Genomic DNA, 12738 nt, shown 5'->3' with positions numbered 1-12738 from the left:
GGCGTCCGCGGTGACTCCTCGGGGTTGCGATGTCGTCCGTGCTGGGGACCGCGTCGAAAGCCTGCCGAGTCGGTCAGGAGGTTGCGGGCGAGTTGGGTGGCCCGGGCCGCGGCGGGGTGGGCGGTGACGTCCGGGCGAGGGCAGCGAGCACTGCGCGGTCCGGCCAGGAAGAGCGCCGCTGAACGCGAGGCCAGCGGCGCAGCGCGCAACCTCGCGGCGCAGCACGAGGAGCTCGACCTCCTTGTCCTCTTCGTCCTCTTCCGAGTGCGACAGCGGCAGAAGCCGGCCGCCGGCCGGAGGAAGATCAGCTCGAGCACGGCCACGCCGTACCGGCCGAGGTTGCGATGGTCGCCTGGGTTCGCAGTGTGCCCGGTCAAAAACTGTGCGTGGCTTGTGGCACTTTGCAGGTGGACGGCGCGACAGTGGGGACGTACGGTTTCGTTCCTGGTGACGGAGGGATCTTTCAAGGAGTCGGGGAGCTGTGCACGAATCCATCGCTCCGGACGAGCTTGACTTGTCATTGCTGGAGGCACTCCAGCGTGCGCCGCGTGCGCCGTGGTCCCTCATCTCTCAGGTGCTGGATGTCGCGCCGATCACTCTGGCTCGCCGCTGGGACCGCTTGCGTGGGGCCGGGCTTGCCTGGGTGAGCGCCACGCCTGGCCCGGCCTTTCATGATGTCGGCGTGACGGCGTTCGTCTTGATGAGGTGTCGTCCGCGACTTCGGGAGAAGTTGGCCATAAGGCTGCAGAACGATCCCTCGGTTGCAACCCTGGAAATCACGGGCGGCGCCCCCGATCTCGTCATGACGGTGTTCTCTCCAAGCCTTCGCTCGCTTCACGAGCGCGTGCTGAGCCGGCTGGAGACGTATCCCGGAGTCAACTATGTCGAGGTGTCGATCGTGACCACGCTGTACGGGGAGGGCAGTCGATGGCGGCTCCGCGCTCTCGATGCCCGTCAAGTGAGCCTGCTCGCGTCGGGGACCTCGCGGGATGCGGGTGGCCCCGCCAAGATGCCGCAGCTGGATTCGGTGGACCGTGCTCTGCTGGACGCGCTGGTCGTTGACGGCCGGATGGCCTTCCAGGACCTGGGGGCGCGGGCAGACGTGACCCCCGCGACGGCGCGACGTCGGGTAGGCCGGCTCATCGAGAGCGGGCTGACGAGAGTCAGGTGCGATCTTGCCACGCCCGTGTTCGGCTGGCCCATCTCCGCGACGATCTGGGGAAAGGTTCCCGCGAACAGTCTTCAGGAGGTGTGTCGGAGCCTGGCTCGATCCCCTCAGGTTCGCGTCGTGGCCGCTACAACAGGACCCAACAACCTCATGGTCACCTGTTGGCTCCACTCATTGGGGGAGATCGAGGCGGTCGAAGCGAACCTGCTTGAGCGGTTTCCCTCTGTGGTCGTGTCGAACCGGGTCATCGATCTTCGGCCCGTCAAGCGCATGGGCAGGATTCTGGGAGACGACGGCCGGGCGACCGGTGTCGTCCCGCTCCGGCCCTGGACGGATTGAGTCTCCTTGGAGGCGCAGGACAACTGCGCGTCGACGGCACTCGATCGTCTGACTTGAACCGTGGCACCGGCAGTGGTCACGGGCAGAAGAATGCATTTCCGCTTGAGGTGATCCGGCGCGCCCCGGCCTGCCGGCCTGGATGCCGGTGTTCGGCCTGACCGTTTCCGAGAGCCCGCCGCCCGCTGGCCTCGGCCCTGGATCGACATGATCACCGGCGCGGTCCGTGATCACCCTGCCGGAGCCGTGGAAGCCGTCACCCACCCGACGCAGCCGGGCCCTGGCCGTGCTGACCTTGCGACCTTCGGGCCGAGTGGGCGGAACGGGGCGTGGGGCGATGGCCCGAGCAGGATCGAGGCCAGTGTCGATTTCCCACAGGTTGCGCCCTTGGATTGCAGAATTCAAACAAATTTCTTCCTCTGATGACCGTCGACCTCAGACTCTTCCCAAGCGCGATGACGCGCCGGCGCCGAGTGAGGTCCCTGAACGAGCACGTTCGAGCCTCCTTGGGCGCGCAGGACAAGGATTCGGAGGACCCCGATGGCTGGGCCGGTCGTTGTCGCTGGCCGACTCTGAGCGTGTGCGCGCCCCGGTCGCCCAGTTGGTCTGCGGTTTCACCTCCGGGGCTCGCTGGTTCCGGTGCGCTTTGCAGGCGCCGAGCACCTCGCCGGGGGCGACGTTCTGGATGGCTTAGCGGCTTCCCAGTGGCGTGCCGGACGTCGTCGTGGATGCGCTTGTCCCGCGCCGCGAAGGTGGCCGGGCGGCGTGGGCCGGGTCACCCTGAGCGACTCGGCATGTCCTTGCGGTCGACGCCTCGTGCCCGCCCGAAGGACGATCCGGGCCCGCATGGCCATTTCCGCGGGCGTGTCCGGCTGGTCGCCAATTCGCTTAGCACGACGGCCTGTTCCACAGGGAGCTCTACGCCGACCGGGCGACTCGCTCAAGATCAGGTAACGCTGACAGGATCACGAGACAGTAGGAGTGACAACATGGCGCGAACGCCAATCGGACAGGAACCGGCGGCATTCCGCGCGGCATCCGGCGCTGACCTCGATGGTGCGGCTGAACCATCTCCTCCCGCGAACACATCGGACTCTCCTGTGGCCGAGCCGAGATTGAGAGCCAACGACCGCTTCGCTCTGATCGGTTCGCGCTTCGGGCTCATCATCACCTGGTGTTTGATGATCCTGGTCTTCAGCGTGCTCCTGCCCGGAGTCTTCCTCTCGGGCTCGAACCTGGGGTACCTCCTCAGTTCGCAGGCCACCGTCCTCATCGTGGCGATCGCGGTGACCATTCCCATGGCCGCCGGGGAGTTCGACCTGTCGTCCAGCGGCGTGGTGGTGATCACCGTCGTCATGACGGGATACCTCAACGTCGTCCATCAGTGGCCGCTGCTGCCGACTGTGCTCGTGGCGCTGGCAATCGGACTGGCCGTGGGATGCGTCAACGCGTTCTTCGTGGTCCGTATCGGGATCAGTTCGCTCATCGTGACGCTGGCGATGACCTCGGTGCTCGTCGGCCTCGCCCTGGGGCTGAACAACATCACCGTCACCGGCATCTCTACGAACCTCGTCGACGCCGCCCGAAGCACCGTGGGCGGAATCCAGCTCGTCTTCTTCTACGCCCTGGCCGTGGTCGTGGTGTCCTGGTACGTCTTCCAGCACACGCCGCTCGGTCGCAGCCTGTACTTCACCGGCGCCGGGCGTGAGGTGGCTCGCCTCTCCGGGCTGCGTGTGGACGCGATTCGAGCCGGGTCCCTCATCGTGTCCAGCCTTCTCGGCGCGGTGGCCGCGGTTCTGCTGACCGGCGTGCTGGGGTCCGCGGACCCGAATGTCGGCACCAGCTACGCGCTGGCGCCGTTCGCAGCCGCGATGCTCGGGTCAACCAGCTTCGCGCCCGGCCGGTTCAACATCATCGGGACGTCGGTCGCGACGTACTTCCTGGCGACCGGGATCACCGGGCTCGAGCTCCTGGGGCTGGCCGGCTGGGTGACCCAGGTCTTCTACGGCGCGGCTCTGATTCTGGGAGTGGCCCTCTCGACGTACGCGGCTCGCCGCAACGGCCGAACGGCTCGCGCGTAGGCGTCGTGAGAGCAAGCCGTTTCCCCACCCGACAAGATAGGTGATTCACGTGATGAGACACAGACGCAGAGCCATCGCGCCCATCCTGCTCTCCGCTGCGCTCCTGGCCATGACGGGCTGTCAGCGGGCGAGTGACAGCACAAACGCCTCCTCCGGGGCCGCCGACCAGAGCAGCGTTGCCGGCAAAGCGCTGGCCGTGGACGTCGCCCCCGTGACCGACGCCCCCAAGATCCCGTCGGTCAAGAACGGGACCGCCCTCCGGGGCAAGAACATCAGATTCATCGCGAGCGGCCTCAGCTTTCCGTTCAGTCAGGACGTTCTTGCAGGCGTCAAGGAGGCTGCCGGGGTGGCGGGTGCCACCGTCACTGTTTCGGACAGCGAGGGCGACTCCCCGAAGGCTGCCGCCCTCGTGGACCAGGCGGTCGCCCAGCAGGTCGACGTCATCCTGCTGCAGGGAACGCCCCCGCGGAGCATTGCATCGAGCATCACCGAGGCCAAGCAGCACGGGATCCCCGTGATCGGCGTCGGCAGCGACGCGCCGGGCAGGGTCTCGCAGGAACTCGCCGACATCGGTCTGTTCGCCTACGCGTCGGCAACCAACGACGAGGGCACCCGACAGGCCGACTTCGTTGCGGCGGACTCTTCCTGCCGTGACGGGGTGCTCTACCTGGGGTCCTCGACTTTCGGGACGTGGAGTTCCGATGTGGTCGACCAGTTCACGCAGCGATTCGCCCAGCTGTGCCCCGGGGTCAAGGTCGCCGTGCAGGACGCGCCCTTGGAATCCTGGTCAACTCTCCTGCAACCGCAGGTCAACGCGTTTCTGCAGCGCAACCCCGAGACTCGCCATGTGGTGAGCATCGTCGACGACATGAACCTCGCGATCCGGCCGTCGATCAACAGTCTCGGCGGCCGGAACATCCGCCTGGTGGGCGCGAACGCCATCACCGGGGCACTGAGCGGGCTTCAGGACCCGGCAGACCCGGAGTCCGCGACCGTCGGTACCAACCTTTACCAGATGGGGTGGGCGGCGGTTGACCAGTCCCTCCGGGCGGCCGCCGGGGAAGAGGCGGTCGCGGACGAGCAGATCCCGACCCGGACCTTCACACGAGCCAATGTCCACACGATCGACCTGACGAGGAAGTCCGGCGACTGGTACGGCTCATTCGATTTCCGGAACTTCTACACCCAACTCTGGCACGGGTGATCAAGACCATGATCTCAACGAGCGGCGAACCCCTGCTCCAGGCCGAGCACCTCACCAAGTCCTACGGGGCCCGCACCGTCCTCAGGGACGCCTCCCTCAGCGTCGCACGCGGGGAGATCCACGCTCTCCTGGGCGAGAACGGCTGCGGCAAGTCCACACTGATCAAACTCCTCGCCGGCCAGATCGCCCCGGACGGGGACCACCCGGCGGACAAGGTTCCTCGCGTCAGCGTGGCCGGCCGGTCGGAGAACCTTCCGATCGACCCGAAGACGGCGGAACACCTGAAGCTTGGATTCGTCCACCAGGATCTCGGGCTTGTCCTCTCGTCCACCGTCATGGAGGCGCTCGGGCTGGGCCGCTACCGAACACGGTGGGGGAGAGTCGACTGGCGCGCCCAGCGGTCCTACACCGAGGAGACCCTCCAGCGGTACGGGCTCAAGCTGTCGCCCGACGCCGTGGTCGGCACCCTGTCCGCGGTGGAGCGGGCCATGCTGTCGATCATCAGGGGTATCGAGTCCATCAGCGGGGCGGACAGCGGTGTGCTCGTCCTGGACGAGCCCACCGCCTACCTCCCCGGCGACGCGGTGCACCAGGTGTTCGAGGTCCTCCGCAGGATCAAGGCATCCGGCAGCTCGGTCGTGATCGTGACGCACCGACTCGAGGAGGTGAAGGAGATCTGTGATCGAGCAACCATCCTGCGGTCGGGGGAGGTCGTGGCAACGATGGACGTCGCCTCGGCGACGACCGACGACCTCATCACCGCCATCCTCGGCGTAGAGCTCACGAACCTCTATCCGGCCGAACACACGAGCCTGTCCGAGCCCGTTCTACGGGTGACGAATCTCAGCGGGGCAGAGACGCGGGACGTGTCGTTCACGGCGTCCGGCGGGGAGATCCTCGGGCTGACCGGTCTCGTGGGCGACGGCTTCGAGGAGATCATCGGCCTGTGCTTCGGCGCGAGCCGCGGAGAAGGAAAGGTCGAAGTCAAGGGCCGGGAGGTCGACCAGCGCTGGCTCCGGCCGCGCCGGGCCATGACCATGGGCATGGCGTACATCCCCGCGGACCGGGCGACCTCCAGCGGACTCATGGCTGCCTCAGCGGCAGAGAACCTCACGATGGCCACCATGGGGCGCTACTGGCGGTCCGGTCGGATGGCCTACTCCGACGAGCGCGAGGACGCGATCGAGGCGATGCGCCGTGTCGGGCTGCGGCCGCTGGCCCCCGATCTGCCGCTCGGTTCGTTCAGCGGTGGCAACCAGCAGAAGCTGATCCTCGCCAAGTGGCTGCTCACCAGTCCTCATGTGCTCTTCCTCCACGAACCGACCAACGGTGTGGACGTCGGAGCCAAGAAGACCCTCTTCGAGCAGATCAACCGTGCCGCCCAGGACGGCTGCTGCGTCGTGATCGCCAGCAGTGAGTACGAGGATCTCGCCCACCTCTGTCATCGGGTCCTCGTTGTCAAGAACGGGACCCTCTCCGGAGAGCTCACCGGCGACCGTCTGTCCACCGAAGCCATCACCCATCACTGCCTTTCTTCCGCGGCGGCGCCGGCCACGTCGTCGAACCAGCACCAAGTCGAACCAGCACTAAGGAGCCTGCCATGACCGACTTCGAGGTCGGATCCCTCCGGGTACCCGCCGGAGAGGTGCACCACTCGCGCCTGGCCGCCACCACGTCCGCCTCCGGGCAGGTCGTCAGCGTGCCGGTGAGCATCGTGCACGGGGCGGAGCCGGGTCCGGTGCTCCTTGTCACCGGAGCCACCCACGGAACCGAGATCACGGGCACCCGGACACTTCTCAAGCTCATCGAGCGCCTCGACCCCGCGAGACTGCGCGGAACCCTGATCTCGGTTCCGGTGGCCAACCCCCTGGCGTTCGACCGGGCGACATACGCCTCTCCCGAGGACGACATCCACCTGGGAATGCCCTGCTACTGGCCCAGCGACCCGACCGGCTCACCGACCCTGCGGATCGGCGCGCAGATCCGTCACCTCCTCGATGCCGCCACGCACTACATCGACCTGCACAACAACGCGGAGCCGGCGGTGCCCATGTCGATGGAGTTCGCGGCGCAGTGCTCCTCGCCCGAGGTCCGTCGGGTCCAGCGCGCCATGGCGGAGGCTTTCGGCGTCACCCCCGTTCTGATGGCCGATCCGGAGGACAGCACCGCCGAGCGGGTCGGTTCGATCGACGGCCAGCCCGCCGCCGCGGCGTCGGCCCACGGCATTCCCGGACTCATGGTCGAGCTCCTGGACGAGCGCGGGCATTCCGGGTACGAGGTAGGCATCCGCGGCGTTATCAACGTCATGTCCAGCCTCGGAATGCTGGACGAACCGGCGGCATCCCAGCCGGTGGAACGGATTCAGGGGAGCTTCACCTACCACGGGGTCCTCACGTGCCGCGAGTCAGGTGTTCTCTTCCCGGTCACCGAACCGGGAACCGTGATGGAACAGGGCACCGTTGTCGCCCACATCGTGGGCATGGACGGGTCGGTACTGGAAGAGGTCCTGATGCCCGTCACAGGATTCGTGTGGGCCTTCCTGACCACGGCGCCCGGGGGCGGTTCCTTCGCCGTTCCCCAGGGACACGCCATCGGATTCGTCGCGGCGGCCGACGCATGAGCATCGACACTGAAACCCCCGGGAGGGTTCGGGCAGTCGGCAGCCGGGATCCCGAACTGCGCAGTGGGATCAAGGCGGTGGTGAAGGCCGCGATCGAGGATTTCCGCGATCAGGCGATCGGCCTCAGCCACCGCATCCACGGCACACCCGAACTCGGCTTCGCGGAGCACTACGCCAGCCGGGAAGTCGCGAACGAGCTGCGCTCAGCCGGATTCACAATCACAGAAGGGGCCTTCGGGCTCGACACTGCGATCTCCGCGGTGGCCGGCAACGGCTCGTTCAAGGCGGTCGTCGTCGCCGAGTACGACGCACTTCCGGAGCTCGGTCACGCCTGCGGGCACAACGTGATCGCGGCCTGCGCGGTCGCGGCGGCGGTGGGTCTGAAGCGCGTGGCCGAACAGCTCGACCTCGCGGTCGAAGTGCTGGGAACCCCGGCCGAGGAGACCGGCGGCGGCAAGATCCTCATGCTCGAACAGGGGGCCTTCGCCGGAGCCGACCTGGCCATGATGGTGCACCCGGCGCCCTTCGAGGACGCATCACCGAGCTTCCTTGCCAACACCGGGTTCTCCTTCGAGTTCTCGGGCAGGAGTTCCCACGCCGCCGCCTCGCCCTGGGAAGCGGCGAACGCCGCCGACGCATCGACCATCGCCCAGGTCGCCGTCGGTCTGCTGCGCCAGCAGCTTCGCAACGACATCCGGGTCCACGGTGTGGTCACGGATGCCGGTGCCGCCGCCAACGTGATCCCGGGAAACGCCAGCGGCGTCTACGGGATCAGGGCCCTCACCATGGCGGACCTGGAGGAGGTGATCCCACGTGTCGAGGCGTGCTTCACGGGGGCAGCCATGGCAGCCGGCTGCACCGTGAAGATGGAGTGGGAGCGGCACGCCTACCCGAATGTGGTGCAGTCGCCCTGGCTGGCCGCGATGTACCAGCGGAATGCGGAGGCCTTGGGCCGAAGCTTCCGGCAGGACGCCGAGGCCCGCGCGTTTCGCGCCTCCACCGACTTCGGCGCAGTCTCCCAGGTCGTGCCCAGCCTTCACCCGCACGTCAAGATCTGCGACTCGCCCGTCTCCAACCACCAGCCCGCCTTCACCGAGGCGGCGATCTCGGACCAGGCCGACCGCGCCCTCATCGACGGGGCGATCGCGATGGCCTGGACGGTCGTGGACGCCGCGCTGGCACGGACCGAATCGGGCGACAAGCCGCTGGACTCCGGCGACGACAGCGAGGCATAGCGGTTCGCCCACTGTGATTCCTGCATCGGGAATCCGGCGTGGTCAGGCGACGCTGAGGGAGGACACCGCCCGAGGACGCCAGTCGGGTTTCTCCACTCGTGCTGGTCAACGGCGTGAGCGAGCGCATCGGGGTTCCGTACCGGCTGGGACGGTCCTGGCCAGGCCGTCCCACCCGTGGCGCTCGAAATGCCAGGCACCCTGCGCTGCTGCACATGAACGGCGGCTGGCTCAACGAGCTGCCGGTTTGCCCGGCTACCTTCGTCCCGAGGCTCCGCCTCTCACGGGGCTCTCACGGAAATGGGTGTTACGAGGCGGCATCAGGCGTCATGCGGGGTGGCCGGGATAGGCCCTGCTGGGGGTCAAGGGGGCGCAGGTTCAAATCCTGTCGTCCCGACTGTGAAGTCGGTTGTGAGAGCCGGTACTTGGGAATCCAGGTATCGGCTCTTTCTGTTGCTGCGTCAGCTGGTGGTCGCATTGTGGTCGCCGGGCCACATCGGCCATGGCGTCGATGGTTATTCTGTTCGTGTCTGCTGGTACGCGGGCAGTTGCCGGTGTGGGCGGGGGCGTTGTCGCCAGGGGCGCTGGGCGCGGCAGACGAGGCGTCCGAGTATGGCGCGGTCGGCGTTGTCGAGGGTCCAGGCGACGGCGTCGACGGCCGCGCGGGCTGCGAGGCGGGTGAGCTCGGCGTAGATGTTCGTGCTGGTCGACAGGGTGCGGTGGCGCAGGGTCTTGGAGATGACGGGCCGGGGGACGCCAGCGGCCAGGGCGAAGCTGGTCATGAGGTGGCGCAGGTCGTGGAGGGTGATGCGAGGGACGCCGGCCTTGTCGCAGAGCAGGTGGAAGTGGTCGAGGACGTTCTTCGGGTGGAGGGGGCGGCCGTGGCGGTGGAAGACGTAGCCGCCGCTGTCGGTGATGTTGCCGAAGGCGCGTGTGCCGACGCGGTCGTCGAGGGCTGAGGCGACACGGTCGGACAGGGCGACCCACATCCTGCTGCCTTTGGTTTTCGGGGCGGTCAGCACCATTTGGTTGTTGTCGATCACGGAGAGCGTCGCGCGGACGAAGAAGACGCGGTTCGGGAGGCGGACGTCGTCCCAGCGCAGGGCGAGTGCTTCGCCTTTGCGGATGCCGGTGCCGATCAGAGCTCTGCGAGGTCGGCGTACAGGGGGTCGGTGACGTGGGTGACGCGCAGGAGCGGGCGGTCTGCTCTTCGGTCCACAGGCGCCGTGGGGCGGCGGCGGGACGGGCGAGGAGCGGGGGCTTGGCGGGGTTGCGGGCCAGGCGGCCGTCGTGGACGGCGCTGCTGAGGGCGTTGGAGAGGGTGGCCATGATCCGGTAGACGGTGACCCTGCCGCGGCCCTTGCGCAGTTGGGCGGTGACGAAGGCGCTCAGGTGCTGGCGGGTGAGGTCGATCAGGGGGATGGTGCCGAGGGCGAAGATGAGGTCCTGTTCGACGTAGGTGCGGTAGCGGGCCATGGTGGTGGGCTTGAGACGCAGGTCCTTCTCGTCGAGCCGGTCCCGCAGGTATTCGGCGGTGCGCTGCCTGGGGTCGGTGATGACGCACAGGGCGAGGCCCTCGTTGAAGCTCCGCAGCGCGATGCGGGCTTCGAGTTCGTCGGGGAAACCGGCGCGGCGGACGGTGCGGCGGTGCCCGCCGGGGGAGGGGGCGTCGACGGCGAACGCCCAGGTGCCGTGGTGCGCGTCGGCCGCGAGGCGGGGGCAGGTGGTGCCGAGCTGTCGGCGGTGGTCGTCGCGGCATCCGCAGCGCCGGTAGACGCGTCCTCGGTCCTTTCCGGGGTTCGGTGAGCAGCGCATGGTGATCGCCTCGAAGGGTCGAGCGCGCGGGGTTGTCCGCGTTTGCACAGGCCGGAAAGGTGGTCCCCGCAGTGATGCGGGGACCACCTTTTTTTGGGCGCAGGGGTCCTCTCATTCAGCGCGTTGCGCAGGGTGGAAACGGCCCGGTAGACGGTGACCCTGCCCCGCTCGGCCTCCAGCTGGGCGGTGACCCAGTCGTCGATGTGCTTCGGCCACAGATCGAGCAGCCGGTAGCGGCCGAAGGCGGGGATCAGACCGCGCTCGACGCACGCCGCGTAGCCGGGCATACGTGTTCGGCGCGAGGTGCGGCTTCCTCGCGGCCAGCGACTCGCGCAGGTAGCTCGCGACCGTCGTGCGGCGGTTCTCGTAGACCCCGCGCAGCTCACCGCCCAACACGGCAGCCATCTCCCTGGCTGCCTCGGCACGGCCCCGGCGACGGACCCGCCGCCGACCCTCCTCCCGCGCGAGATCGACCGCATACGTCCACGTGCCGTGCTTGATGTCCCCAGCCAGCCGCGGGCAACACGGCCCCAGCTGCTTCCTGTTCCCAGGCCCTTGACCTGGTCGCCGCGGCCTTCGGCCCCCGATGATGATCATGGCGCGCTCCGGAGATTTGCGCTGTAGATCCGCAGTAGAACCGCACCGCCCGGGATACCGGCGCGCACAGGGACCGCAGGATTGACCCGGGTAGGGCCCATGATGCCCATGCCGCCGGAAGCCCCGAGTTGTCCACCTGCACGTACCCGCCGTTCCGGCTCGGCCTGTTCCCCGTCGGGCGGCCGGCGGTGAGACCATGAAACAGCGGCTACCGTGCCGCTGACCATCGCACCTCAACGAGGGTTGATCATGGTCAAGGTCTTTTTGGTGCTGTTGTGCGTGGTCCTGCCGTTCCTGGCAGTGCTGATCAAGGACGGGCCGAGTATGAAGGCGCTCTGGGCCTTCCTCCTTCAGTTGTGCGGCCACGTGCCCGGAGTCATCTACGGCATCTACCAGGTGGTCAAGGACTGAGGCCCCGCCCCCGAACAACCATTCAACACGCCGGGGTGACACCCATGTCACGACACGACAACGAGCACCGGCACATAAGCGCAGCCGACGAGAGCAGGCCCGCCACCGGTGGCGCCGGTCCCGCCGAGAGCCCGACCGACCTGCCCAAGAGGTCATGGTGGGGCGTCCTGAAACGCACCACCAAGCAGTTCAAGGCCGACAGCCTCAGCGACGCGGCAGCCGCGCTCACCTACTACGGCCTGCTGGCGATCTTCCCCGCCCTGCTGGCCCTGGTGTCGATCCTGGGGCTGGTCGGCAGCTCCGCCACCAAGCCGCTGCTCGACCACATTCGTGACCTCGGCCCCGGGTCCGCCCGCCAGATCCTCACCACCGTGGTGCAGCAACTCCAAGCTGCCCAGGGCAGGGCAGGCATCGCGCTGGCCATCGGAATCATCCTCGCCCTGTGGTCCGCCTCCGGCTACACCGCGGCCTTCATGCGCGCCGCCAACAACGTCTACGGCATCGACGAAGGCCGCCCACTCTGGAAGACCCTGCCCACACGACTCGCCCTGACCATCGTCCTCGTCGTGCTCCTCGCCCTCACCGCTACCGGTGTCGTCTTCACCGGCACCCTGGCCACCAAGACAGGGAAGATCCTCGGAGTCAGCGAAAACGCCGTACAGGTCTGGGGCATCGCCAAATGGCCGATCCTCGTCATCATCGTCACTGCGATGGTCACCCTGCTCTACTGGGCCGCTCCCAACGCCAAACGACCCAAGCTGCGCTGGATCCTGCCCGGAAGCCTGGTCGCCGTGGCCCTGTGGATCATCGCATCCGGCGCGTTCGCCCTCTACGTCGCCAACTTCAGCAGCCTCAACAGCACCTACGGCAGCATCGGAGCCGTGATCCTCTTCCTCCTCTGGCTGTGGGTCTCCAACCTCGCGATCCTGCTGGGCCTCGAGTTCAACTTCGAGCTGGAACGCGGCCGCGCGATCGAAGCCGGTCACCTACCCGAGGAAGAGCCCCACCCCGAACCCCGCGACACCCGCAAACCACCGCCCGACACCCCACACGATCACGACAGACCCAGTCGCTGACTCCCGCTTCTCCTCGCCGCCGGAAGAGGAAGGGAGGGCGGGCCGGGCAGGAGAGCGAGGAAGGGCTGGATCGGGTCCGAGGCCGCCACGATCGGGGTGGTGAAGGAGGTCGGGTGATGGCGTCCGAGGCGCGACGGGCAACTGCGGCATCTGCATTCTCGTCCAACGAGACTGAGGAAGGCCGGGACGCGGGGGCGG

Annotated in this window: 10 protein-coding genes; 9 read left to right on the top strand and 1 reads right to left on the bottom strand. The window is 67.8% G+C overall.

Features of this window, described 5'->3' with window-relative positions; genetic code table 11:
* Window positions 1-481: 481 nt before the first annotated feature.
* The 6 genes from ACZ5WK_RS28285 (at window position 482) to ACZ5WK_RS28260 (ending at window position 8644) form a co-directional block, all read left to right on the top strand.
* A complete protein-coding gene (locus tag ACZ5WK_RS28285) occupies window positions 482-1507 on the top strand; it encodes an Lrp/AsnC family transcriptional regulator (protein WP_465551368.1) in 1026 nt (341 codons plus the stop codon).
* Window positions 1508-2493: 986 nt separating this feature from the next.
* Window positions 2494-3585 carry an ABC transporter permease gene (locus ACZ5WK_RS28280; RefSeq protein WP_465551366.1) on the top strand — a complete coding sequence of 364 codons (1092 nt, stop codon included), beginning with the start codon at window positions 2494-2496 and terminating at the stop codon, window positions 3583-3585.
* 109 nt (window positions 3586-3694) lie between these two features.
* On the top strand, window positions 3695-4789 hold the full coding sequence (locus ACZ5WK_RS28275) for a sugar ABC transporter substrate-binding protein (protein ID WP_465551364.1): 1095 nt from the start codon (window positions 3695-3697) through the stop codon (window positions 4787-4789).
* Between the two features lie 8 nt (window positions 4790-4797).
* Window positions 4798-6393: a sugar ABC transporter ATP-binding protein gene (locus tag ACZ5WK_RS28270; protein WP_465551362.1), complete on the top strand. Its 1596-nt coding sequence runs from the start codon at window positions 4798-4800 to the stop codon at window positions 6391-6393.
* On the top strand, window positions 6390-7409 hold the full coding sequence (locus tag ACZ5WK_RS28265; RefSeq protein ID WP_465551360.1) for a succinylglutamate desuccinylase/aspartoacylase family protein: 1020 nt from the start codon (window positions 6390-6392) through the stop codon (window positions 7407-7409). The genes ACZ5WK_RS28270 and ACZ5WK_RS28265 overlap by 4 nt, the downstream gene beginning before the upstream one ends.
* Window positions 7406-8644 carry a M20 family metallopeptidase gene (locus ACZ5WK_RS28260; protein ID WP_465551358.1) on the top strand — a complete coding sequence of 413 codons (1239 nt, stop codon included), beginning with the start codon at window positions 7406-7408 and terminating at the stop codon, window positions 8642-8644. The genes ACZ5WK_RS28265 and ACZ5WK_RS28260 overlap by 4 nt, the downstream gene beginning before the upstream one ends.
* 512 nt (window positions 8645-9156) lie before the next feature.
* Here ACZ5WK_RS28260 and ACZ5WK_RS28255 read toward each other — a convergent pair.
* Window positions 9157-9780 carry a site-specific integrase gene (locus tag ACZ5WK_RS28255; RefSeq protein WP_465551439.1) on the bottom strand — a complete coding sequence of 208 codons (624 nt, stop codon included), beginning with the start codon at window positions 9778-9780 and terminating at the stop codon, window positions 9157-9159.
* Window positions 9781-9931: 151 nt separating this feature from the next.
* Here ACZ5WK_RS28255 and ACZ5WK_RS28250 point away from each other — a divergent pair, with 151 nt between their 5' ends.
* From ACZ5WK_RS28250 to ACZ5WK_RS28240, 3 genes are all read left to right on the top strand, one after another.
* Window positions 9932-10447 (top strand): hypothetical protein, encoded by a 516-nt coding sequence (locus tag ACZ5WK_RS28250; RefSeq protein ID WP_465551356.1) that lies wholly within the window; start codon window positions 9932-9934, stop codon window positions 10445-10447.
* A gap of 855 nt (window positions 10448-11302) precedes the next feature.
* Complete coding sequence (locus ACZ5WK_RS28245; RefSeq protein ID WP_465551354.1) at window positions 11303-11464, top strand: YqaE/Pmp3 family membrane protein; 162 nt, start codon at window positions 11303-11305, stop codon at window positions 11462-11464.
* A 44-nt stretch (window positions 11465-11508) separates the two neighbouring features.
* A complete protein-coding gene (locus ACZ5WK_RS28240) occupies window positions 11509-12540 on the top strand; it encodes a YihY/virulence factor BrkB family protein (protein ID WP_465551352.1) in 1032 nt (343 codons plus the stop codon).
* The last annotated feature ends 198 nt before the right edge of the window (window positions 12541-12738 follow it).

Source organism: Kitasatospora sp. NPDC032757, assembly GCF_055579305.1.
This window is presented reverse-complemented; position numbering and strand designations above follow the sequence as displayed.

Coding starts and splice junctions, on each gene's coding strand:
- ACZ5WK_RS28260 (WP_465551358.1), top strand. CDS start 7,406: ATGAGCATCGACACTGAAACCCCCGGGAGGGTTCGGGCAGTCGGCAGC.
- ACZ5WK_RS28280 (WP_465551366.1), top strand. CDS start 2,494: ATGGCGCGAACGCCAATCGGACAGGAACCGGCGGCATTCCGCGCGGCA.
- ACZ5WK_RS28270 (WP_465551362.1), top strand. CDS start 4,798: ATGATCTCAACGAGCGGCGAACCCCTGCTCCAGGCCGAGCACCTCACC.
- ACZ5WK_RS28275 (WP_465551364.1), top strand. CDS start 3,695: ATGACGGGCTGTCAGCGGGCGAGTGACAGCACAAACGCCTCCTCCGGG.
- ACZ5WK_RS28245 (WP_465551354.1), top strand. CDS start 11,303: ATGGTCAAGGTCTTTTTGGTGCTGTTGTGCGTGGTCCTGCCGTTCCTG.
- ACZ5WK_RS28240 (WP_465551352.1), top strand. CDS start 11,509: ATGTCACGACACGACAACGAGCACCGGCACATAAGCGCAGCCGACGAG.
- ACZ5WK_RS28265 (WP_465551360.1), top strand. CDS start 6,390: ATGACCGACTTCGAGGTCGGATCCCTCCGGGTACCCGCCGGAGAGGTG.